Annotated in this window: 19 protein-coding genes; 9 read left to right on the top strand and 10 right to left on the bottom strand. The window is 67.5% G+C overall.

The genetic code is table 11. The features are described 5' to 3' along the window. Positions 1–102: 102 nt before the first annotated feature. Positions 103–939 carry a queuosine precursor transporter gene (locus HRU76_01965; GenBank protein QOJ16429.1) on the bottom strand — a complete coding sequence of 279 codons (837 nt, stop codon included), beginning with the start codon at positions 937–939 and terminating at the stop codon, positions 103–105. A gap of 21 nt (positions 940–960) precedes the next feature. Between HRU76_01965 and nadC the strand changes: the two genes are divergently transcribed. The 3 genes from nadC (at position 961) to HRU76_01950 (ending at position 3,498) form a co-directional block, all read left to right on the top strand. Continuing rightward, on the top strand, positions 961–1,914 hold the full coding sequence (gene nadC / locus HRU76_01960; protein QOJ16428.1) for a carboxylating nicotinate-nucleotide diphosphorylase: 954 nt from the start codon (positions 961–963) through the stop codon (positions 1,912–1,914). Next, on the top strand, positions 1,911–2,720 hold the full coding sequence (locus HRU76_01955) for a biotin--[acetyl-CoA-carboxylase] ligase (GenBank protein ID QOJ16427.1): 810 nt from the start codon (positions 1,911–1,913) through the stop codon (positions 2,718–2,720). The genes nadC and HRU76_01955 overlap by 4 nt, the downstream gene beginning before the upstream one ends. A 136-nt stretch (positions 2,721–2,856) precedes the next feature. Next, positions 2,857–3,498, top strand: coding sequence for a hypothetical protein (locus HRU76_01950; GenBank protein QOJ16426.1), 642 nt, complete (start codon positions 2,857–2,859; stop codon positions 3,496–3,498). A 9-nt stretch (positions 3,499–3,507) separates the two neighbouring features. Here HRU76_01950 and clpB read toward each other — a convergent pair whose 3' ends face one another. The 4 genes from clpB to HRU76_01930 all read right to left on the bottom strand — a co-directional run bounded on the left by clpB (position 3,508) and on the right by HRU76_01930 (position 12,672). Next, complete coding sequence (gene clpB, locus HRU76_01945) at positions 3,508–6,141, bottom strand: ATP-dependent chaperone ClpB (protein ID QOJ16425.1); 2,634 nt, start codon at positions 6,139–6,141, stop codon at positions 3,508–3,510. 270 nt (positions 6,142–6,411) lie between these two features. Further along, positions 6,412–8,208 (bottom strand): ABC transporter ATP-binding protein, encoded by a 1,797-nt coding sequence (locus HRU76_01940; GenBank protein ID QOJ19060.1) that lies wholly within the window; start codon positions 8,206–8,208, stop codon positions 6,412–6,414. A gap of 71 nt (positions 8,209–8,279) precedes the next feature. Then, positions 8,280–10,310 (bottom strand): ABC transporter ATP-binding protein, encoded by a 2,031-nt coding sequence (locus tag HRU76_01935; GenBank protein QOJ16424.1) that lies wholly within the window; start codon positions 10,308–10,310, stop codon positions 8,280–8,282. Between the two features lie 31 nt (positions 10,311–10,341). Next, positions 10,342–12,672 carry a VCBS repeat-containing protein gene (locus HRU76_01930; protein QOJ16423.1) on the bottom strand — a complete coding sequence of 777 codons (2,331 nt, stop codon included), beginning with the start codon at positions 12,670–12,672 and terminating at the stop codon, positions 10,342–10,344. A 226-nt stretch (positions 12,673–12,898) separates the two neighbouring features. Here HRU76_01930 and HRU76_01925 point away from each other — a divergent pair, with 226 nt between their 5' ends. The 4 genes from HRU76_01925 to HRU76_01910 all read left to right on the top strand — a co-directional run bounded on the left by HRU76_01925 (position 12,899) and on the right by HRU76_01910 (position 17,559). Continuing rightward, a complete protein-coding gene (locus tag HRU76_01925) occupies positions 12,899–13,900 on the top strand; it encodes a trypsin-like peptidase domain-containing protein (protein ID QOJ16422.1) in 1,002 nt (333 codons plus the stop codon). Positions 13,901–14,000: 100 nt separating this feature from the next. Continuing rightward, complete coding sequence (locus tag HRU76_01920; GenBank protein ID QOJ16421.1) at positions 14,001–15,710, top strand: hypothetical protein; 1,710 nt, start codon at positions 14,001–14,003, stop codon at positions 15,708–15,710. A 168-nt stretch (positions 15,711–15,878) separates the two neighbouring features. Continuing rightward, the gene (locus tag HRU76_01915) at positions 15,879–16,385 is read left to right on the top strand and encodes a zinc ribbon domain-containing protein (GenBank protein ID QOJ16420.1); all 507 of its coding nucleotides are present in this window, start codon (positions 15,879–15,881) and stop codon (positions 16,383–16,385) included. A gap of 55 nt (positions 16,386–16,440) precedes the next feature. After that, entirely contained in the window at positions 16,441–17,559 is a 1,119-nt protein-coding gene (locus HRU76_01910) for a hypothetical protein (protein ID QOJ16419.1), read from the top strand. Positions 17,560–17,597: 38 nt separating this feature from the next. Here the strand turns inward: HRU76_01910 and deoC are convergent, their stop codons facing one another. Further along, on the bottom strand, positions 17,598–18,572 hold the full coding sequence (gene deoC / locus HRU76_01905; GenBank protein QOJ16418.1) for a deoxyribose-phosphate aldolase: 975 nt from the start codon (positions 18,570–18,572) through the stop codon (positions 17,598–17,600). Between the two features lie 86 nt (positions 18,573–18,658). Between deoC and HRU76_01900 the strand changes: the two genes are divergently transcribed. Then, positions 18,659–19,546, top strand: coding sequence for a trypsin-like peptidase domain-containing protein (locus HRU76_01900; protein QOJ16417.1), 888 nt, complete (start codon positions 18,659–18,661; stop codon positions 19,544–19,546). A 12-nt stretch (positions 19,547–19,558) separates the two neighbouring features. On the opposite strand, the gene HRU76_01895 is transcribed toward HRU76_01900, so the two are convergent. From HRU76_01895 to HRU76_01880, 4 genes are all read right to left on the bottom strand, one after another. After that, entirely contained in the window at positions 19,559–20,002 is a 444-nt protein-coding gene (locus tag HRU76_01895) for a hypothetical protein (protein ID QOJ16416.1), read from the bottom strand. Positions 20,003–20,068: 66 nt separating this feature from the next. After that, positions 20,069–20,917, bottom strand: a complete 849-nt coding sequence (locus tag HRU76_01890) for an anti-sigma factor (protein ID QOJ16415.1) — start codon at positions 20,915–20,917, stop codon at positions 20,069–20,071. Positions 20,918–20,921: 4 nt separating this feature from the next. Beyond that, positions 20,922–21,476, bottom strand: coding sequence for a sigma-70 family RNA polymerase sigma factor (locus tag HRU76_01885; GenBank protein QOJ16414.1), 555 nt, complete (start codon positions 21,474–21,476; stop codon positions 20,922–20,924). A gap of 81 nt (positions 21,477–21,557) precedes the next feature. After that, positions 21,558–22,529, bottom strand: a complete 972-nt coding sequence (locus tag HRU76_01880; protein ID QOJ16413.1) for a fasciclin domain-containing protein — start codon at positions 22,527–22,529, stop codon at positions 21,558–21,560. Between the two features lie 229 nt (positions 22,530–22,758). On the opposite strand from HRU76_01880, the gene HRU76_01875 reads away from it, so the two are divergent. After that, positions 22,759–23,142, top strand: coding sequence for a PadR family transcriptional regulator (locus HRU76_01875; GenBank protein ID QOJ16412.1), 384 nt, complete (start codon positions 22,759–22,761; stop codon positions 23,140–23,142). The last annotated feature ends 399 nt before the right edge of the window (positions 23,143–23,541 follow it).

The raw sequence follows: 23,541 nt of genomic DNA, 5'->3' as shown, positions 1-23,541 counted from the left end.
ACAGGAGAGCGGGAGAACAGAATGTGTGACGGGCCGGGGCACCAAACGCCGGGGGCCGACGACGGCTCCAAACCCGAACCGATCACCGACAACTCACTGCTCCTACATTTCATCCAGCAGCAGTTCCTCCGCGTCCGCACGGTGCTCCTGCGTGGGGTCGATCTGCAGATACCCGCTCAGCCAGCGCACGCCCACGTAGAACGGAATGGTGTCCAGCAAGGCGCAGACGAATTTGAAGGCGTACCCCGTCGCCATGAGCAGCAGCAGTTGAGGCGTCGCCGCTCGATCCGCGGCGATGATGCCGTCCAGGCCCCCCGCCCAGTAGGTGATGGTGATCACCGCCACCGTGTCCACCATCTGACTCACCATCGTGGAGCCGTTGTTGCGCAGCCACAGGTGCCTGCCATTGGTCAGCCGCTTCCAGAAGTGGAAGACGTACACGTCGCAGAACTGGGCGGCCAGGTAGGCCATCATCGAGGCGGTGACCGCGCCGAAGGCCAGCCGCCGCACTTCAAAGAAGGCGGGCGACTCGCTTCCCGGCAGCACGCCCCCCAGCCACAGGATGAACACCACCCAGATGTTGAGCAGAAAACCAACCCATACCACCGCGTTGGCCCGCGCCCGGCCGTAGAACTCGCTGATGAAGTCGGTGCAGAGGAACGTGATCGGATAGGGCAGCACGCCGACCGCCACCGCGAAGGAGTACGTGCCGAACGTTCCCCACGACCATCCGGCTCCCGCCCCGGCGTCGCCGCCATCCGCGGGTGGGGTGTAGCTGGCCAGGGCGATGAACCGCGTCACGCCGAGGATGTTGAGCATCGCCAGCGTGCCCAGAAACAGTCCGGCGAGGACGAGAAACACCCGCTCCCGACGCGCGTGCAGGTGCGAGGCCTCGATGGGGTGCAGTCGCGGCGCGGACTTGCTCTTGGTGACGGCCATGCGTGAGAGGATACCGGGCGCATGGGGCGGGGCCAACCGCGTCTACACTCCAGCGTGCTTGATCTCAACGCCCTGCCGCTGCCGGATCTCTTCCACGCCCTCACCGCCGACGGGCTGCTCCGCCGCACGCTGGAGATCGCCAGGAACGAGGATCTCGGGGCGGCGGGCGATATCACGACCGACTCGATCATTCCCGAAGACGCAATCGCCAGCGCCACGCTTGGCGCCCGAAGGCCGGGCGTGGTGGCGGGGCTGGCCGCCGTTCCGCTGCTGCTGGATGTGTTCGGATGCCCGGCTGACGTGGCGATCAGGCGGCCCGATGGTTCCCGATGCCAGGCCGGCGACGTGCTGGCCCGGCTGGAAGGCCCGCTGCGGGGCATCCTGGCGATCGAGCGCACGCTGCTCAACCTGATCGGTCGGCTTTCAGGCGTCGCCACCATCACCGACGCCCACGTGCAGCAGGTGCGCGGCACGGGAGCCGTGGTCTGCGACACGCGCAAGACCACGCCCGGACTTCGCGGCGTGGAGAAGTACGCGGTGCGCTGCGGGGGCGGCACCTTGCACCGAGTCGGGCTGTATGACGCTGCCCTCTACAAGGACAACCACCTCGCCCACGTTCCGACCGTCGGCCTGACGCAGGCGATCAATCGTGCCGTCCGCGCGGTGCGCGCTTCCGCGTCTCCGCGATTCGTTGAGGTGGAAGTCGATTCGCTCGCTCAGCTGGAGGCGGTGCTGGCCTGTGAAGAAGGTCTGGTGGATGTCATTCTGCTCGACAACATGCCGCTCCAGATGCTGCGCGAGGCGGTGGAGAAGCGCAACCGGTCGGGTCGCCGCGTGCTGCTGGAAGCGTCGGGCGGCGTGTCGCTTGGCGCCATTCGCGCCATCGCGGAGTCGGGCGTCGAGCGTGTCTCCGTGGGGGCGATCACGCATTCCGCGCCTGCGCTCGACGTGGGACTGGACATCGAACCGTCGTGAACGAGATTCCTCTCGAGCAATGGCCTGATCGGCTGAACGCGGCCATCGACCGGCTTGCCGCGTCGGGATCACCGCTGCGCCGCGCCGTGGTGCTGCGCGAGGTGGATTCGACGCAGGACGCCGCGATCCGCTTGAACGCCAAGCCAGGCGACGTGATCGTGGCGTGGGAGCAGACGCGCGGTCGCGGACGGCTGGGGCGGCGGTGGTCCGGCGGCGCGGAGCGGGCTCGCGGGTCGAGCGGCGCACCGGCAGGCGCCGCCGTCACGTTCACCCTGCCCGCTGGCGTCTCCGAACGCCTCTCTCTCCTGGCGGGGGTCGCAGCGGCGGAGGCGGTGGAATCACACCTGAACCGTCCCGTGCGGCTCAAGTGGCCGAACGATGTGATCGTTGACGGACGCAAGATCGCGGGCGTGCTGGTGGAGCAGGATCGCGCCGTCGCACGCGTGGGCGTCGGCATCAACGTGTCGCAGTGCGACTGGCCGGACGACCTGCGGTCCATCGCCATTTCGCTGGCCCAGGCGGGCGCGTGCGTAGATCGGCTGGTCGTGATTGAAACGCTCATCGGCGCGCTGTCGCGATGCTGGGTGGCGACCGATGACGCTCTGAAGGAGGCGTTCCGCCGACGCGACCTGCTCACCGGCGCTCACGCCGTGCTGCGCCACGACGGACGGGAGTATGAAGGCGCCATCATTGGGATCGACCCAACGAGGGGGTTGACGATCGAGACCATCGAAGGCCCCCGGGTGCTGCCAGCCGCCACAACGACCATCGTTCGGGTTGAGACGGACGGATTCGCCCGTGCCTGACGCTCGCCCCCGAGGCGCATCTGGCCGATAGACTGTTCTGGCGGCATGTCGCGGCTCCGCGAGCCGTGCGGTGTCGGGTGGAGTCAGCTCCGTTGCACCGCCGAATCGGCCGTGGCCCGCCGTGGAGCGTTTGCGGATGGTCAATCCGGTCGTCATCCTGGGCGTGCTCATCGGCGTGTTGTCGCCGATGATGGTCGGAGCGCAGGAGCGTCATGATCTTCGTCGCGATGATCGGGCGGACTTCGGTCCGCCCGTCGATCAGGGCATCGAGGACGTCGGCGCCGGTCTGGCGCGAAGTGGTCGCGTGATCGACCCCGGGCTGCGCGTGCCGTCCGGCTTTCAGCAGGTCTATCGAGTGCCGGGGCGGCCCGGCTGGCTGATGCGCGTGGATGGCGCGATCTATGCTCTCTTCCGCGAGAGCGTGTACGACGAGCGCGGACCGTTGATTCCGCCGGGGACGATCTTCCACATCGGCGGGATTCCCCTGGAGCCGATGGCGCCGCATCCGGATCTGATCGCCCGTTCCAATCGCCTGGATGCCCGGCTGAAGGCGATTCCGCTGTTGCACCAGCGGGCGGACCCGCGGATCACCGCGCAGTCGCCGAGTGTGATGCGGGAGTCGAACGCCGCGAGGCCGACGCCGCAACCGGCGCCGCTCACCGAAGCCCTGCGGGGCGGCATCGTGGATGACGGGCCGTACCGTCGCGTCCGTCTGCGTGAGCTGCTGCTGGCCGCCGCCGACGCGGAGCGCCGCCGCAAGGGCGAAGGCGCTGAGTAACGCGGCGCGTCAGGCGATGGTTTCGGTTTCCGGCAGGCGCCGGCCTGCCGACGAGAAGACGAAGCTCTTGCCCTCGTAATCCACGCGGATGGTGTCGCCCGGTCTCGCCTCGCCCGCGAGGATGCGCGACGCCACCTCGTTCTCGATGCGCTGCTGGATGACCCGCTTGAGCGGTCGGGCGCCGAACTGCGGATCCCACCCTTCCTCCGCCAGCGCCTTGACGGCCGCCTCGCTGAGCTCCAGCGAGAGCCCCCGATCGGCCAGCCGCGTGCGCAGGTGCTTGAGCTGAATCTCGATGATGCCGCGCAGCTGCTCGCGCGTGAGCTGGTGGAAGACCACCGTCTCGTCGATGCGGTTGAGCAGTTCGGGGCGAAGGGTCTTCTTGAGCAGGTCGCGCATGTGCGCCTCGATCTCGTAGTCCTCCGCGCCCTTCTCGGCCATGTCGAGGATCATCTGCGAACCGAGGTTGCTGGTCATCACGATGATCGTGTTGCGGAAGTCCACGGTGCGGCCGTGCCCGTCGGTGAGTCGGCCTTCGTCAAGCACCTGCAGGAGCACGTTGCTGACGTCGGGGTGGGCCTTCTCCATCTCGTCGAACAGGATGACGGAATAGGGTCGGCGGCGCACGGCCTCGGTGAGGCGGCCGCCCTCCTCGTAGCCCACGTAGCCGGGGGGCGCGCCGATCAGACGGGCCACCGCGTGCTGCTCCATGAACTCCGACATGTCGATGCGGACCATCGCCTCGTCGGTGTCGAAGAGGAACTCCGCCAGCGCCTTGCACAACTCCGTCTTGCCCACGCCGGTCGGGCCGAGGAACAGGAACGACCCGATGGGCCGCTTGGCGTCGCCCAGCCCGGCGCGGCTGCGGCGCACGGCGTCGGAGACGGCCTTGACTGCGTCATCCTGCCCCACCACGCGGCGGCGCAGCTCGCCCTCCATGCGCAGCAGTTTCTCACGCTCGCTCTCGACGAGCCGCGACACGGGAATGCCCGTCCACTTGGCGACGACCTCGGCGATCTGCTCAGCGTCCACCTCCTCCTTCACCAGCGCCTGGCCTTGGGCCTGTCGCTTCGCGAGCGTGGCTTCCGCCTGCCTGAGCCGGGCGTCGAGATCGCGCAGTTCGCCGTACTGGATGCGAGCGGCGGCCTCCAGGTCGCCCTGCCGCTGCCGCTGCTCCAGCTCGATGCGCTTCTGATCGATCAGTTCCTTGACGCGCTTGATCTCGTCAAGCTCCTTCTTTTCGACCTCCCACTGCGCCGTGAGCGTGCGGTTGCGCTCATTGAGTTCGGCGAGTTCCTGCTCGATGGTGGCCAGCCGCTTCTTCGACTCCGGGTCGTTCTCGATCTTGAGGGCTTCGCGCTCGATCTCCAGTTGCATGATGCGGCGGCGAAGTTCGTCGATCTCCACCGGCATCGAATCGTTCTCGATGCGCAGTCGGCTCGCGGCCTCATCGAGCAGGTCAATGGCCTTGTCGGGCAGGAAGCGGTCGGCAATGTACCGGTGGCTGAGCGTGGCGGCGGTGACCAGCGCGCCGTCCTGGATGCGCACGCCGTGGTGCGCCTCGTAGCGCGGCTTGAGCCCGCGCAGGATGGCGATGGTGTCCTCAACGCTCGGCTCGCCCACGTAGATCGGCTGGAAGCGCCGCTCGAAGGCGGCGTCCCTCTCGATGTGCTGGCGGTATTCATCCAGCGTGGTGGCGCCGATGCAGCGCAGCTCGCCGCGGGCCAGGGCGGGCTTGAGCAGGTTGCCGGCGCTCACCGCGCCTTCCGCCGCGCCCGCGCCCACGATCGTGTGCAGCTCGTCGATGAAGAGGATGATGCGTCCCTCGCTGGCGGCCACCTCGCGCAGCACGGCCTTGAGCCGCTCCTCGAACTCGCCCCGGAACTTGGCGCCCGCGAGCAGCTGGCCCACATCCAGCGTGACAATGCGTGACTGCCGCATTGACGCCGGGCAGTCGCCGTTGACGATGCGCAGGGCCAGCCCCTCGGCGATGGCCGTCTTGCCCACGCCCGGCTCGCCGATGAGCACGGGGTTGTTCTTGGTGCGCCGCGAGAGCACCTGCATGCAGCGGCGGATTTCATCATCGCGCCCGATCACCGGGTCGAGTTTGCCGGACTGGGCGCGCTCGTTCAGGTCGATGCCGTACTTCTTGAGCGCCTCGTAGGTGGTCTCCTGGTCCTGGTCGGTGATGTTGGTCACGCCCGAGGCCTGGCGCAGGGCCTTCACCGCGCCAAGCAGCCGCTTGCGGTCCAGCCCGAGCACGGAGAGGATCTCCTTGGCGTTGGACTTCACGTCCGCCAGCGCGATGAGCAGGTGCTCGGACGAGGTGTAAGCGTCACCAAGATCCTTGGTTTCCTTCTCCGCCGCCTGCACCACCTGCATGAACGCGGCGGACATCTGCGGCTGCCGCGCCGTGCCTGAGATGGTCGGCATGCGGTTCAGTTCGGTCGAGGCGATGCGGGCGACCTGGTCTGGCTGCACGCCGGCCTTGCCGATGATGGAGCGCGCGATGCCGCCCTCATCCTCCAGAAGCGCCACCAGCAGGTGCAACGGCGTCAACTCGGCGTGGCCCTTGGCCAGCGTGTCCTGCGAGGCGGCGGCGATGGCTTCCTGGGCCAGCGACGTGAACTTGTCCATTCGCATGATCTGTTCCTGCCGGGAGCGTTCGGGCGTCGGGCGGGAGAAAAGGGCGGAGCGCGGAGGGGAGGAGAGAGAAGACACCCTCGCGCGCTCACGCCGTGGATTCCCACCAATCCACCCGAGGATGTGCAAACGGGATGCCCGCTCCCCAGGCGGCTGGCGGGGGCGAAATCACGTGTATTGCTGCCAGAACGGCAGTCTTGTTCATCAACGCAGCCGTCTCGGCTGCGATCGGGGTGGTCGTGGTGACGCCTGCCCCACCATACGAACCACTTACTCCCCCGTACTCAGCCGCACGAACTGCTCGTACAGTCCGGCGTACACCCCACCCTGGGCCACCAGTTGATCGTGCGTGCCGCGCTCAATGATGCGGCCTCGTTCCATGACCAGCACCAGGTCGGCGCGGCGGACGGTGGAGAGCCGGTGGGCGATGACGAAACTGGTTCGCCCCTCCAGCAGACGTTCAATGGCGGCCTGGATGCGTGACTCCGTCACGGCGTCCACCGCGCTGGTGGCTTCATCGAGCAGCAGAATGCGCGGACGGGCGATCATGGCTCGTGCGAAGCACACCAGTTGCCGCTGGCCGAGGGACAGATTCTCGCCGCGCTCGCCCACCTCGCTGGCCAGCCCGTGCGGCAGCGACTCCAGCACGTCGAGGCAGCCCAGCCGCTCGCACACCGCTCGCACTTCGTCGTCGGTGGCCTCAGGGCGGCCGAAGCGGATGTTCTCAGTCACCGTGCCATAGAACAGGAAGTGCTGCTGCGTCACCATCGCGGTCTGGGCGTGCAGGTCGTCGGAGTGGATGTCGCGGATCGGAACGCCGTCAATCAGAATGTCGCCCGCGTTGTGCTCATAGAACTTCGCCAGAAGCGACGCGATGGTGGTCTTCCCCGCCCCGGTGTGGCCCACGATGGCGATGGTCTGGCCCGGCTCGGCGGTGAAGGACACGTCCTGAATGACGGGCCGGTCCGGCGCGTACCCGAAGCCCGCGTGGCGGAACTCCACGCGCGCGCCCTGCCCGGTGCGGGGCAGGGGGACGGGTTTCTCCGGTTCACGGACGGTGGAAGGGGTGTCAAGCAGGGTGAAGACTCGCTCGCCCCCCGCCATGGCCTGCAGCGTCATGTTGTACATTTCGCCCAGCACGGTGATGGGCTGGAAGAAGGGGCGCGACATGAGCATCACGCCGATCAGGGCGCCCACGGTCATCAGTCCTTCCTGCACGCGCCAGCCGCCCAGCAGGAGCGCGATCACGATGAACGCCTGGCCGGCGAACTCCAGTGTTGGCACGTAGCGCCCGTGGGCCCGCGCCTCGCGCAGGTTGTTGCGCCGGTGCTCCATGTTCAGATCATGGAACATGGCGGCGTTGCGTCCTTCGCGTACAAACGCCTGCGTCACGCGGATGCCCGCTACCGACTCGGCCAGGTTGGCGGTCAGGCGGCTGAAACTGGCCCGCACCTCGCGGTGTGCCACCGAGAGGCGTTGGCGGAAGTAGTGGTTGATGCCGTACACCACCGGCGCGATGAGCGCCAGCGCGCCGAGCATCCACAGGTCGTAGAGCGCGATGGCGAAGGCCGCGTAGGCCATCTGCAGGGCGGCGATGAGCGTTCGCGGAATGACCTGCGACACCGCGCTGCGAATCTGGTCGATGTCGCTGCCCCCCCGCGCGATGATCCAGCCGACCTTGGTGCGGTCGAAGTAGCTCATCCCCAGACGGTGCAGGTGGCGGAAGAGCGCCGCCCGCAGATCATGAGCCACGCGCTCGGCCATGAGCGCCACGAGCACGAAGCGCACCTTCATCACCACGACCCACAGCAGGCCGAGGAGCGCAATCAGCCCCGCGCCCAGCCACACGCCCGTGCCCGCGGGGATGCCCCACGACTCCTCGAACGCCGCGGGCGACACCACCGGCCCGGCGATCACCAGCCCGGCCGCGTGCGGCAACGCGCCGTTGAGCAGCGCCAGCCCCGTGGCGAACACCGCGATCCACCAGAACAATCCGCGATAACGCAGCATGTGCCGCAGGATGCGGCGCGAAATCGCCCAGTCCAGCGGCTTGGCGCGGTCGCCCATCGAGTCCGCAGCGGAGACGACCGCCAGCCGATTCCGATCGCGAAGCGCTGCGGCGGTGGGGGAGGTCGGGCTCATGCGGCGCCTCCTCCGTGGCTGTTCGGCGAGCGCAGAATGAAAGCGCCCTCACCCCGGCCCTCTCCCGGAGGGGCGGGGGGAGCGGCGCTCTCACCCAGTTCCTCCCCCGTCAGGAGAGGGGGTGTGACGCCCTTATCGCCGTCGGTGTCCCGCCCGGCTCGCTCAGCGGCTTCCTCCTGCAACTGGGCCAGCGCCGCATCGCGGTAGTGTCCGTCACGAAGCATCAGGTCGTTGTGCGTCCCCTCGGCGACGAGGCGGCCGCCCTCGATCACCAGCACGCGGTCCGCGCGTCGCAGCGTGCTGAGCCGGTGCGAGACGATGATCGTGGTGCGATCACGGCTTGTGCGGGCGATGGCCTTCTCGATGCGCGCCTCGGTTTCCGCGTCCACCGCGCTCATGGCGTCATCGAGAATCAGGATGCGCGGTTCGATGAGCAGCGCCCTGGCGAGCGACAGTCGCTGCCGCTCGCCGCCGGAGAGCGTTACGCCTCGCTCACCGATGATGGTGTCGGCGCCGTGCTCGAGCCGCGGGACGAGCTCCGCCGCCCCGGCGGTGGCGATGGCGGCGTCGATGCGCGTGGGATCGGCATTCGGCCTTCCGAACGCCACGTTGGCGGCGACGGTGTTAGAGAACAGGTACGGCTCCTGGAACACGAATCCGATCGAGCGGCGCAACTCATCAAGGTCGCGCTCGCGCACGTCCACCCCGTCCACCAGCACCTGCCCGACCGTCGGGTCGTGAAAACGCGCGATCAGTTGCAGCAGCGTCGTCTTGCCGGACCCGGTGGGGCCGACGATGGCGATGGTCTCTCCGGGCGCGACCGAAAAGGAAAGATCGCGCAGCACCGGTTCATCCGGCCTGTAGCCGAATGACACGCCGCGAAACTCCACCGCGCCGAGCTGGCTGGCCTGCGGCGGGGTGGGACGGGAAGGCGAGGTGATCGATGGCTCCTCATCCAGAATCTCGAACACGCGCTCGGCGCCGATCATCGCCTCGGGCAGCTGGCCAGCCACCTGCACGATGCCTTCCAGTTGTCCCGAGAGCGTGCGCAGCAGCCCGAAGAAGACCCACATGGATCCCAGCGCGATGCCGCCTCCCTCCGGCCCCACGAGCACCAGGAACCCGCCGTAGCCCACCAGCACGGCCACGCTCATCCACGAGGTGCCCATGATCCAGGGCATGTGGTTGCTCATCAGGGTCCACAGCGACATGCGTTGGTCCCGGGCGTCGGCGCTCTGACGCTCGAAGCGGTCGATCTGGTAGTGCTCGCGCCCGAAGGCCCGCACCACGCGGATCCCTTGCACGCCCTCGGAGAGTCGTGTCGTCAGGTTGTCGAGCAGCTCGCGCTGCACACGGAACGCCGGCGCCGCCCGCCTGGCGAATCGCATCATCACCCACGCCTGCACCACGATGAACGCCAGGCACGCCAGCGTCAGCCAGGCGTGGATCATGAGCATGGCGGCCAGGTACACCATGAGCGTGACCACCGACGTCAGCGCGCGGATCAGCACGCCCTGGATGAACTGTCGCACGGACTGCACGTCGCCTGTGACTCGGTTGATGATGGTGCCCGAGTCATGCGTGTCGAAGAAGGAGAAGGGCAGGCGCTGCAGTCGTTCGTAGACCTCATCCCGCAACCGCACCACGATGGCCTGGGCGAGCAGCTCATCGGTGACGCGCTCGGCGTAGTAGCCGAAGGCGCGGACGATGCCGAACAGCAGCGCGGCACCGGCGGTGTAGAGCAGCAGCCGCATGAAGGGCGCGTCATCGGGGGGCGTCAACCCCAGCGGCCAGGATGGGGCGGGAGCGCTGGCATCGGCGTGATGGCGCAGCACGTCCACGGCCAGCCCAGCGCTGACCAGTTCGCCCACCGCCATCACCTGCAGCACCAGCGTCACCAGCAGCGCCAGAGCCAGGGCGCCCCGATGCCGCAGCCCCAGCATGAGCAGCCGAGGCACCGTGCGCCGCACGCGGGCCAGATCCACGCGGTCGCGGTCGGGCTGGGTTGTCGTCGAGGCCGCGCTCAAGATGCGTGAGGGTATTCAGAAGCCGGGCGGATCACCTCGTCTCCGTCATCTGCGGGTAGATCAGCGCCCGGTCGTGGGTCAGCAGGATCAGGTCGTCCGCTCCGTCGCCCGTTACGTCGGCGATCACGCAGGCGGAGGGCTCGAACTGGCGCGGCTCGCCGCCGGAGAAGAGGCGCGACTCAAACACCTTCCAGCTTGCAGCGTGGAGCATGCGCCCCGCTTCGGAGAACGTGAAGATTTCGAGCATCTGTTCGCCAGCATCCAGCGAGACGAGGTCGGTGAAGCCGTCGCCGTTCACGTCTCCGGCGGTGAGTTCATGATGAACGCGGCGTTCGTTGTCGCTGCGCCAGGCGGCCACTTCCTTCAGGGTCAGCCGCTCGCCCGCCAGCCGGATGACCGCGAAGCCGTCGCTGCCCACAGCGAGCACGTTTTCCGCGCCGTCGCCGGAGAACGCCCCGGCGTGGATGTCGCTGAAGGTGAACCCGCGGGCGAAGACGCTCTCGCGCTGGCGGTACTCTCGCGGCGTGGTTCCCTCTTCCGACGCGAAGATGATCAGCCGGTTGTTCTGCGTGTCGGAGGCGATGATCCGTCCCTGCGACACGGTGATGGCTACCAGTTTCGACGCGGGGTTGTCCGCCGCGAACTGCGCCACCACCTGCCAGCCGGGGCTGACTCCCGCGGGCGGGCTGGACACGAAGCGGGCCGCCCGCACGAAGTTGCGGTCGGCGATAAGCAGTTCGTCGATGCCGTCGCCATCCACATCATGCACCGTGGTGTTCTCGCTGGTCGCCGCCTGAACCAGCCCGAACTGACCCATGTCCTTCGACTCGCGCAGTTTGAATCCGGTCTCCTCGGCATGAAGCATCATCATGGGCTTGTCGCCGGTGAGCAGCAGTACGTCGGTTCGGCCGTCCTGATCGGCGTCCAGCGCAACGATGGAGTCAGGCGACTTGCTGGCCGAGCCCAGCCCGATTCGTTCCGTGGTTCCGTCCATGGCGATGAGCGCCACGGAGTAGGTGCGGCCTTCCTTGAGCACCACCGCCAGCCGGGGCAGACCGTTGAGCCGCACGAGATTCATGGCCACGGGCGTCTGACCCTCCGGCAGCGGCACGGGCGCGGGGTAGGTGATCGAACCGTCCACGTCGATCTCGCAGCGACCCACCACGCTTTCCTTCTCCGAGAGGACAAAGAGCTCCGCCTGCGGATCGTCATCCACGTTGCCCGCCGCCAGGGCGCCGACTTCGGCCAGCGAGGGGAAACTGCGGACACGCTGCAGACCCTTGCCGGTGATCTGGCGGTACAGCACGATGGTGTTGGCTTCGTTGTCGGTGGTGAGCAGGTCGGTCAGCCCGTCGCCGTCCGCATCGGTCACCACCACGCTGCGCAGTTTGCTGGCCGGGTCGGTGAAGCCGAACACCGAGAGGGCGGCGTCTCGGTCGCCGGACTGGCCGATGGTCTCACGCACCAGCCGCGAGATCACCATGCGGCGCGAGGCGCGCTCGATGGTGGCGATGAGCGGCGCCGGGCCCCCCGGCAGACGCACGGGCGCCACTTCCGCCAAGGGGGGTGACTCGAAGCGCAGCTGCGGGCCCAGCACGCCCCGGCCATTCTCCGACTCCGCCAGCCAGAGGCGGACGGGGGACGGGTCGTCGGGAATGGCTCCGGCCACGTCCAGCCGCCCGTTGCCATCGAAGTCGTCGATCCAGCACGCCACGATCGGGGCGCCGCCCGCCAGCGTCTCCAGTCGGGTGATCGAGGCGCCTTTCATGCCCCAGATCAGAATCTTCCCTTCGGCGATGGTGATGAGTTCAGGCGAGGCGTCGCCAACCACGTCGGCCACGCGCAGGGCGTCCTTGTTGCCCAGCAGATCCTTCACGCGATGCCGCGCGACTGACTCGAACGTGCCGGGGCTGGACTGACGCAGGAAAACGATCTCCGAAGGCGTGCCGACGTAGACGAGGTCGAGGCGGCCGTCGCCGTCGAAGTCGTGGGGCGTGATCGCGCCCACGCGGTGACTGACCGTGACGAACTCGCGCCGGAAACGCCAATGGCCGGGGATTTCATTGGTGCGCGGCGGCGTGAGCGCCTCCCCATCCGGGGAGGCATTGCGTCGCTGGTAGTGAATCTCCACCCGGCTCTTGAAGTTGTTGACCGCGATCAGATCATTGAGCCCGTCGCCATCCATGTCCGCCACGGCGATCGGACCTGCGCCTCGATCGATCTTCACGATCTCCAGTCCCGCGAACCCGAAGTACTCGGCGAGATCCTGTGCATGCACGACGCTTCCGAGCGACGCCGCGCCGATCAAGAGAACGGTCAGGAGCGTGCGTGGAAGGCGTGCTTGGCTGGTGCGCGGGGTCATGCCGGGTTCCTGAACGCTGGTTGGGCGGTTCGCCGCATACTTCGATGAGCTGGCGGGTATGAGACAGGTCGATCCTATACTGGGTGGTCGAAAGATCGAGGTTTTAGGTGCTGGGCGTCAGGTGTCAGGCAATTGGCGCCAGGAAGTTCGGCCTTCGGTCTTCCGCACACCCCAGGGACAGGTCTCGCGGCTCGGCCCACACGCTACACGGTACCCAGCACTTCCAATGAACCGACACACCACCATCGGGTTGAGTACGGGTCTCGCCGCCTTCCTGCTGGCCTTCGCCGGGCTCGCCGACACCGTGAAGCTGCGCAACGGGCGCACGCTGGAGGGAACGGTCATCAAGCGCACGGATCAGCGGCTGTGGCTCGACATCGGTCCCACGGTGCTGGAGCTGACGATGGAGTCGATCGACACCGTGGAGATCGCCGATGCGGGCGGGGCGGTGGATGTGAAGGCGGAATCCCTCTTCCGCACCGCCACGAACCTGCCGGAACTGAGCCCCAAGGAGCATGCCAAGCGCATCGGTCCGGCGGTCATCAAGGTGTCCACCCCCAGCGGGCTGGGTTCGGGCGTGATCATCAATCCCGAGGGCTACGCCATCACCAACGCCCACGTGGTGCAGGGTGAAACGGCCCTCAAGGCCACGGTGTGGTTCCCCGAGCGGGACGGTACGCTCCGCCGCGTCATCATCGAAGACGTGGAACTTCTCGCGCTGAACAACCACGTTGATCTCGCTCTCCTGCGTCTGAAGCACCCGGAGGGGGGCGAGTTCCACTTCGCGCCGCTGGACGACGCCGAGGAGCTGGAGGCCGGTCAGAGCGTCTTCGCCATCGGCAACCCGCTGGGCCTGGAGCGCACGCTCAGCCAGGGCGTGGTGTCAACCACGCGGCGGAACTTCGAGGGGCTGACCTACATCCAGACCGACGCCGCCATCAACCCTGGCAACTCCGGCGGGCCGCTCTTCAATACGCGGGGTGAGGTGATCGGCATCACCAACATGGGCATTCCCGGAGGCGAGTCGCTGGGCTTCGCCATCCCCGCCCGGTACGTCAAGGACTTCATCCGCAACCGCGAGGCCTTCGCCTACGACGCCGCCAACCCCAACAGCGGGCACAATTATCACGTGCCCCCGGCCAGAAAGCGCTTCGGCCCGCCACCCGCGCTGAAGGACGGAACAAGCCAGGGGTCCGGCGGGTCATCTTCCTCGCTCCAGCACCCCTGAGAGTCGCGGGTAGCGGATTTGTCGCCAGGGGCGGGGCCGAAACACGGCGGCCGATTGACCGAATACACTCGAAACACGCTCCACACACGAGGATTCTCCGATGAAGACACGTTTCGCCCTGCTCGGGGCGCTGGCCATCGTCGCCGCCCCCGTGTTCGCCCAGCGCACCATTCAGGATCTGGCGCCCGAGTCCAGCGTGGTGGTGATCGGCATGGACAACATGGGCGCCACGCTTGATCGCGTGCGCAACGGCCCGCTGGCGCCGGTCTTCGCCGCCAAGGAGCTGGCCGACGTGCGCGCCGGCTTCGACCAGATCGGCGAGATGCTGAGCATGATGGAGGAGGAGATGAACCTGCCCGCCGGGTCGCTCGGCGCGCCCCGCGGGGCGGTGGGCATGGCCCTCTTCACCGCGATGAATGACGCCTACGGCTTCGACACCGCGGGCTTCATGGTGATGGCGGATTTCGGCGACGCCAAGGCGCTCGAAGCCATCTTCACCATGGCCGAGGACCAGATGGGCATGATGGGAGCCGAGATCAAGGAGCGCGACATCCTGGGCCGCCGCGCCTTCGCCGTGCCGCTGCGTGACCCCGAGGCCGACGTGGACGACGACGAAGACGACTTCGGCGGCATGAACATGGATGACCCCATGTCCATGCTCGAACCCATGATGGTCGGCGTGGACACGCTCTTCGTGACGCACGCCGACGGCATGCTGCTGGCGTCCACCAACGTGACGGTGCTCGAGAACGCCCTTCACGCGCTGGAGGGCCGCAAGATGCGATCGCTGCGCGACAACACCACCTGGCACGCGGCGGTGGAGCAGTCGGGCAGGGCGGACGGGCGCGTGGTCGTCATGATCGACGGCCTGCTGAAGATCGCCAACATGCAGCCGATGATGATGTTCATGGGCCCCACGCTGGCCCAGCCGATGCGCATGCTGGGGCTGGCCAACATCAAGGCCATGTCCATGTCAATGGACATGGCCGACGAGGGCTCGATGATGACGCAGCGCGTCGGCCTGCTGCTGGCGGGCGAGCGCACCGGGCTGCTGGGGCTGATGGAGCCCGGCGAGGCCTCGACCGCGGTTCCGTCCTTCGTGAGCGCCGACGCCGCCAGCTACGTGCGCATGAACTTCAATTTCAACGGTCTGCTCGACCTGGTGAAGGCCGTGATGGCCAGCGTGCCGGAACTCGCCATGCAGGGCGAGGACATCATGGCCGAACTGGAGCCCGATCTGCGCACGCTCTTCGGCAACATGGGGCGCGAGATGCACCTGGTGACGATGGGCGATGACGGCATGGTGGTGGCGATGCGCTGCACCGACGCCGCCAAGGTGGAGGGCGTCGTGGCTCAGTATGCGCCGCAGGGGGGCATGGAGCCGCGCAACTTCCAGGGGCACACCATCTACAGCGGCGATTTCGCCCCGGTCGCCATTGGTCTCGGCGCCGGGCACCTGTTCGTTGGTCCCCCCCTCGCCGTGGAGGACGCCCTGCGGGCCGCCGGCCTGACCGGCGAGGCCACGCTGGCTGGCTCGCCGGTCTTCAAGGCGGCGGCGAGCCACCTGGGACGAGGGCCTGTCATCGGCTGGGGCTACTCGGACACCAGTTCGCTCTTCACGCTCTTCTCCTCGTTCGTGGGAGGCATGGCGGCGGGCATGGGCGAACAGTTCGGAGCCCCCATGGGCATGGCGCCGGACCTGCCAGACATGGCCTTCCTCAAGGAGCACATCGGCCCTTCCATCTGGCGGCTGGAAGCCCGAGCCGACGGCCTGCTGCTGACCAACCGCACGCTGCCGCCGACCAGGTGACAAACGCGGCTGATGGCGGCGGGGATTTGATGAGCAGTCTGATCCGGGTTGCCAACGAGCCCCATCGGGGCAACAGTTGTCGGCTCATGCCAGATCGTCAGGGCCGTCCGATCACGTAGTGTCGGATCGGTCCTGTCTGACTCTTGGCCGATCGACGAGACGTTGACCATGCCAACCTACGACTACGTCTGCCGCGCCTGCGGCCACGAGTTCGAGCTCTTTCAGTCCATCACCGCGCCGGTGCAGCGCAAGTGCCCCAAGTGCGGCAAGCTGAAGCTGGAGCGGCTCATCGGCGTGGGCGCAGGCGTCATCTTCAAGGGCGGCGGCTTCTACGAGACCGACTACCGAAGCGAGAGCTACAAGAAAGCCGCGGAGCAGGAGAGCAAGTCCGCCACAGGAGGCGACGGGAAGAAGGACGCCGCGCCGAAGACCGCCGACAACTCCGCCGATGCCAAGCCGGTGGACAGTGCCACGACCGCCGCCAAGTCCGAATCCACCGCCGCGCCGGAGACGGATGCTTCGAACTCCTCGACCCGTCTCACCATTACGCCGGACTCCAGCAAGGCGGACGTCCGCGAGGCGAAGAAACTGCTCAAGCACAAACAGCAGATGCGCGAGAAGCGACGTGCCCGCGAGGCGGAATCCAAGAAAAAAGCCGCTCGGAAGAAGACGTAGCGATCCGCCAAACCGTTTCTCACGCGCTTGGTGGAACACACCCCTACGATTCCTTATGCCACCTCGCCCCCGATCGAACAAGGGTCCGCGCCGCGGGCCGGATGGTCAACCGCCTCGCGGGTTCAAGGGTCCACCGCGCTTCGGCCCTCGCTCGGGCGGAGGGCCTCGCGGCGGGGTCCGGTCGCACGAGCCGGATTTCCGCAAGGCAGACGGCGGCGATTTCCGCGCCCGCCATCCAGCGACCCATCCCGGTCTCGGCCCGCGGCGGCGCGGCAAGCCGCCTCTCGTGCTGCAGCCGACCACGCTGTGGGACTATCCCTCGCAGCACTACGGCGACGGCGTGCAGGGCAACCCCCGCTACAAGGGCGCCACGCCCAGCTACATCATCTGGAACCTGCTGCAACGATACACCGAGCCAGGCGACCTGGTGGTGGACCCCTGCGCCGGCAGCGGGACGACGCTGGATGTGGCCCGCGATCTGGACCGCCGGGCGCTCGGCTACGACCTGTCGCCCACCCGGCCAGACATCTTCCGCGCCGATGCCCGCGCGTTGCCCCTGGAGGACGGGAAGGCCGACTTTGTCTTCATCGACCCGCCCTACTCCACCCACATCGACTACTCCGATGACCCACGCTGCATCGGCAAACTCAGCGCGGCGGACGGCTCGTACTACGAGGCCATGGAGCAGGTCATCGACGAGATCGACCGCATCCTGCGCCCCGAGCGTGCGATGGCGCTCTACGTCAGCGACTCGTTCATCAAGGGCAGGGGGTTCTTCCCCATCGGCTTCGAGTTGTTCGCCATGCTGCGTCGGCGCTTCACGCCGGTGGACATCATCGCCGTGACGCGCCACAACCGCACGCTGGAAATGGGCAACTACCGCGCCGCGGCGGAGCAGGGCAACTTCTTCCTTCGCGGGTTCAACTACCTGTTCATCATGGGGAAGGAGAGCGGGGGCCGGAGGCCCCAGATCGGCGATCCGGATTCGGCGACCCAATCAGATGGGCCGCCTCCTCGCGATGACTCACGTACTCGTGACACGAACGCGATCAGCCCGCGATCCGAAGAAGGCCCGCCACCCCGCCCGCGTCGGAAACCGCTGGGCGCGCCCAAGCCGCCCCTGCCCGCGTGGAAGCGGGGACCGAACCGGCGGCCCAGGCGGAAGGATCGGTAACGCTCGGCTCACGCGCGTGGATCGCTGACAGGACGCTCTTACGCCTCCGCGAAGTCATCGACCGACACATACCGCCCGGCCTCCAGCCGCACGATCTGCCGCAGCAGGTCGTTGACCAGCGATGAAGCGCCGAAACGAAAGAGCCGCGGCGTGAGCCACCCCTCGCCCAGTGTCTCCTTCACCATCACCAGATAGTGCAGGGCGGTCTTGGCGGCGCGGATGCCGCCAGCCGGCTTCATGCCGATGCGGACGCCCGTGGCGCGGAAGTGGTCACGAATCGCCTCCAGCATGACCAGCGTGACCGGCATCGTGGCGTTGACGCTCACCTTGCCCGTGGAGGTCTTGATGAACACCTCGCCGTCAGCCAGGCCGCCGACCGAGGCGCAGGCGTCGATCGCCAGATCACTGGCGCGGCGGATGGCGTCGTACGTGCCCAGTTCGCCGGTTTCCAGGATGACTTTCAGATGCGCCCCACCCGCGCGGCAGACGAGAAAGACCTGCCTGATCTCCTCGCGCACCTCACCGAGCCGTCCCGCGAGAAATGCGCCGCGATTGATGACCATGTCGATCTCGTCCGCGCCGTCGGCGATGGCGCGGGCGACGTCCGCGAGCCGGATGTCCAGCGGAAACTGTCCGCTGGGAAAACCCGTGGCCACCGCAGCAAGTTTCACGGGCGAACCGGCGAGAATCGGCTTCGCCACCGGGAGCAGCGCGGGGTAGATGCAGACAGCGGCGACGGAAGGGAGGGTGACGGCGGAGCGCCTTGCTCCAAGAGGGGACACGCCAGAGAGGGGGTCGATGGCCTTGCGGCAGAGGGAGCGGACCTTCTCCGGCGTATCCGCGCCTTCGAGCGTGGTCAGGTCCACCATCGACAGGGCCACCCGGAGCCCGGCGGCCTTGGCCTGATGCTTGATGGAGCGCGTGGTGAAGGTTCGGGCGCGTTGCTCCAGCATCACGGGTTCAACAGGCACGATCCGCACGCGGAGAGTGTAGCGGTTCCCGTCAGCATCCATGCGGTCATCGACGTTGTCCGCCGCGGGGTGGTCGGCTCGTGGTACAGTGACGGCACATCCTTCGCCGTAACGACCGGAGTTCGACGATGCCTTCACCTTCGCTGCCGACGACTCTGCTTGCCCTCTGGCTTGCGATGCCGCTGGGTTTGGCGCGGCTTGCCACCCCCTTGCAGGAACCGCCGGAGCACCCCGGGTCGCCGCCGCCGCCATCCCAGGTGGATGACCGCGCCAGGCGGAACGACCTGAACACGGCCATGATGCGGCTGGAGCGCGAGGGCCTGCTGCAACCCATCGGTTCGCTGCCGTGGACGCCGCTGGCGCAACTGCCCGCGCTGCCCGCGGCCTCGAAGCGGTCGCTCAACGGCAGCGAGCGATACCGCGTCGTGTGCGACGCGACGGTCATGGTGCATACCGGCTACAAGTGCGACCGGTGCGCCAACTGGCATGGCGGCGTGGCGACGGGATTCGTGATTCATTCCGACGGCTGGATCGTCACCGCCGCCCACGTGGTCACGGGGGAGCACCGTGAACACGTCGGCGCCGTCATGCTGCACGACGAAACGGTGTACCCCATCGTGGCGGTGGCGGCCATCGACGAGGCCCGCGACGTGGCGATTCTGCGCGTGGACGCATCGAATCTGCGGGCGCTGCCGCTGGCCGAGGCCGACCCGGCGCCTGGCGAGCCCGTCGCCGTGGTCAGCCACCCTCAGAGCCACTTCTACATGCTCACCGACGGTGTGGTGTCGCGCCTGCTGGGCGAGGGCGAACAAGCCAGCAGGCGGCTGCAGATTACCGCGGGCTTCGCCACCGGGTCGAGCGGCGCGCCGGTGGTGGATGCGTGCGGCAACGTCGTGGGCATGGCGCTGTCCACGCGAACGTTGTACGCCGACACGGAAAAGAAAGAGAACCCGCAGATGGTGATCCGGCTGTGCGTGAGCGTCGAGGACATCCTCGCCACCTGCGCGGGACGGTGACCGTTCGGTCGTTCACGACATCAACGACATTACGATCGTTGAGCCGCCGGATTCCTCCGCCTGGTCAAAGAGATGCATGCGGTGGACCGTCAGCAGCGTCAGCGACCACACGACCGGAAACGCGGAGATGCCCACAGCCGTCCACGCCAGCGTGCGACCGACCATTGGCTTCATGCGGCCGATCGTCTCGGCGATCACGATGACCAGCATCACCAGGGCGAACTTGAAGAAGGACGCCCCCAGCATGCCCCAGTGGGCAATGACGAGGCGAGCCACGGGGTTGATCTCACGGTTGGGGTCCAGCCCCACGCCGTCGCCTGACCGCAGGATGAGCCCTGTCAGCACCACGTCCATCGCGGAGAAGAAGATCATCCAGACGTAGGCGTTCTGGAAGAGCATCTCCGGCAGGGAGAGCAGCCCGGGTCGCTGGGGCGTGGGCGGGGCGGAGGCGTCCATGGGTCGATTGTACCGGATTGGCGAGCTCCGCGCCCGTCATGCCGCCGCCGCATTCGAGCACAGCGATCATCCCTCGACCGGAGCAACCAGCAGAATCCGGTGCTTCTCGGTGTCGGTGTGCTTGACCACGCCGCCGGGCGGCTCGCTGGTGATGGCGAAGAGCGCTGGTTCGAAGATGCGCAACTTGGGCGTGATGCGGATGATGACCTCTCCCTCGCGTTTCTCAACGTCGAAGACGCCGCCATCCACCGCGTGGAACTCGTTGTGCAGCTGACGCTTGCCGTCGAAGATCCAGAGTTGGTACTGGATATCCGTCGGATCATTGGCCGGCAGCCCGGCGAAGCGCATGTACCCCTCCTGACGCTCGTTATTCCACACGATGTCGCCGGTGACGCCCAGATCGTTCTGCGCCCATGACACGGTGCGCGAACCGGGCGCGGCGAGCAATTGCTGGCGCGCTTCGGCGAGCGTGGGACTTTCTCCGCGCCCGCCTCGCTGCGGCCACCACGCCACCACCGCCAGAGCGAGACATGCCGCCGCGAGGAGCCAGGGGAACCAGTTCATCCGTGTGGCGGGGGTTGACAGCGGCGCCGGGCGATCCTGCGGCGTGCCCGCCAGCCGCAACTTCGGCGCCGCCCCGGAGCCACCCTCGCGCGGGGCACGAGCCACGGCGTCATGCACCTTCGCTCGCAGTGATGCGGGCATGGAGGCGTGTTCATCTCCTTCCTGAGCCGCGAAGGCCAGCATCAGCGCCGCTGCGGCTCGATCAAGGGCCTGCTGATCCGCGTCTCTCGCCTCACCCGCGCCGAGGAGCGCGGCCATCTCGGCGCGCTCGGCGTCGCTCAGGCCCTGCGCCGCGGCGTCGCAGCGCAGTTCCTCAAGCCGGTTCGGGTTGGGGGGCGTGACGGGGGTCATCTTCCTATCCAATCGCCTCCGCGGGGCGGGCCGATGCGAGCAGGTCGCGCAACTTGATGAGTCCGCGGCGAATGTGCGTCTTCACCGTGCCCAGCGGGAGCCCGGTGGACTGGGCGATCTCCTCGTGCGACAGCCCCTGGTAGATGCTCAGCCGGAGCACACGCTGCTGCTCCGGCGAGACGGACGCCAGAAAGGCCGCCGCGCGGGCCGCCTCGTCGCCCAGCGCGACCTCATCGGTGCGGTCGGGGGCCGTGTCCGGGCGCTCACGCCCCACGCTCTCGACCAGCCGCTTCTGGCGGTCGCTCCTGCGGCGTCGGTCGATGAGCCGTCGGCGGGCAATCGTGGCGATGAAGGTGGCCTCGGCCCCGCTGGCGGCATCGTACCGCGACGCGCTCTGCCACACATCAACAAAGATCTCCTGCACCGCCTCCTCCGCTTCGGCCTCAGTGGGACAGGAGCGACGGGCCAGCGACCAGACCAGCCCTCCAAAACGATCGATGAGGGCCTGCATGGCCCCCTGATCGCCCGCCGCCACACGATGGAGGAGAATTTCGGTCACGAAAAATGATCGGCGTCGGAAACGGGCGGCGGCGCTCACCGGGGCTCGACGCTCCGCGATGAACGCCGCCGCCGTCATGGGTCAATTCAGCCCGGGCATGATAACCGCGTCGATGACGTGGATCACGCCGTTGCTGGCCTCGATGTCCGTGGCCACGACGTTGGCCCCGCTGGCGGTCAGTCGCCCATCGACCACGCGGAAGCGCACCTTCGAGCCCTCGATCGTCGCCGCCGTCTCCGCCGCCACCGCATCCTTGGCGTAGGCGCGGCCGGGGATGACGTGGTACGTCAGGATCGCCACCAGTTTCTCACGGTTCTCCGGCTTGAGCAGCGATTCCACCGTGCCGGGCGGCAGCTTCGAGAACGCCTCATCCGTCGGCGCCAGCACTGTGAACGGCCCTTCGCCCATCAGCACATCGGCAAGGCCAGCCGCTTTCACCGCTGCGAGCAGCGTGCCGAAGGTCTTCGCGCCCGAGGCGATCTCAACAATGTTCTTCGTCTCCGGCAGGATGACCGTGTCGATGACGTGAATCACGCCGTTGCTGGCCATGATGTCCGCCTGTGTGACGGCGGCATTATCCACCATCACCTTGCCGTTGCTGATGGCGATGTCGATCCGCTGGCCGCTCAGCGTGATCCAGCCGTTCCTGCTGATGACGGCTGATGCAGGCGCCTTACCCGACACCACGTGGTACGTCAGAATCGAGGTGAGAAGCGCCTTGTTCTCCGGCTTCAGCAGGTTCTCCACCGTGCCCTTGGGCAGCTTGGCGAACGCCTCATCAGTCGGGGCGAACACCGTGAAGGGTCCTGGCCCCTTGAGGGCGTCAATCAGACCCGCCGCCTTGAGGGCCGCGGCCAGGGTGTTGAACTTCCCCGCGCCGACCGCGGTGTCGATGATGTCGCCGGCTTCGGCGGGAATGGCCCACTGCACCGACTCCGGCGCGCTCTTGGCGCTGCTGCACGAGGTGCTCCAGGGGTCATTCGAGGCGGCGGCGAGAGTGCCGGTGATGAGGGCGCCGCAGGTGAGCGCAAGAACAGCGCGTGAACGTGGCATGACGTTGCTCCTTCAGAATCGCGATGGATGTGGTTCGCGGGTGGTTCCCGCGTGCCACGGCGGACGTGCCGTGGACGCCCGTGGTTTCGGCGTCGGGCTGGGGTTGGATTCGGGTCGGGGAAGAAAAATCGTTCAAATCGTTCAAGACGGCGAAGCGTTCTCTCAATCTGACCCATTGACATTCTAGGGATGCGCGGTACGCTCCCCTCGTATGACAAGGGGAAACGCCATGCCACCGCGCACCGCCCGACCATCCTCGACGTCCCCCGAACTCCTCCAGGGCACGCTGGACATGATGATCCTGCGCGTGCTTGAGACAGGCGGGTCGAACCACGGCTACGGCATCGCCCGCCGCATTCGGCAGATGTCGGAGGAAGTGCTTATTGTCGAGGAGGGTTCGTTGTATCCCGCGCTGCATCGCTTGGAGAAGCGCGGCTTCCTGCGCAGCGACTGGCGCCCCAGCGAGAACAACCGCCGGGCCAAGTTCTACTCGCTCACCGGCGAAGGCCGCGAGAAACTGCGCACCGAGACCGACCTCTGGCGCGACCTCTCCACCGCCATCGGGCGCGTGATGGGGACGCCGAGGGAGAGGGGAGTGCTGAGTGCTGAGTGAGTTCCGGGTTCCGAGTTCCGAGTTCCGAGTTGTGTGTAGGGTCGGTCGAGTCTTCGAGGCCCACCATCGGCGTTGTGTGGAGTGCTGAGTGCTGCGTTCCGACAACCGACAACCCAATCCCTGAGCCCAGTGCCTAGTGCCTAATGCCTAATGCCTAATGCCTAATGCCTGCTTCCTCACGCCCCATGCCCCTCCCCCTGCGCCATCTCATCCGCCCCTGGCTGCCGACGCCTGACCCTCGATCGGATGAGGATCTGTCGCGCGACCTGGAGGATGAGTTCACGTTTCACCTGGCCCGGCTGGAGGAGGAACTGGCGGCGGACGGGCATGACGCCGCCGCGGCGCACGACCTGGCGCGGCGGCGATTCGGCGATGTCGATTCCATCCGCCGCGCCTGCG

Source organism: Phycisphaeraceae bacterium, assembly GCA_015709595.1.
In the GTDB taxonomy this organism is placed as follows: Bacteria; Planctomycetota; Phycisphaerae; order Phycisphaerales; family SM1A02; genus CAADGA01.
Note: the sequence above shows the minus strand (reverse complement) of the source record. Positions and strands in the feature narration are given on the sequence as shown.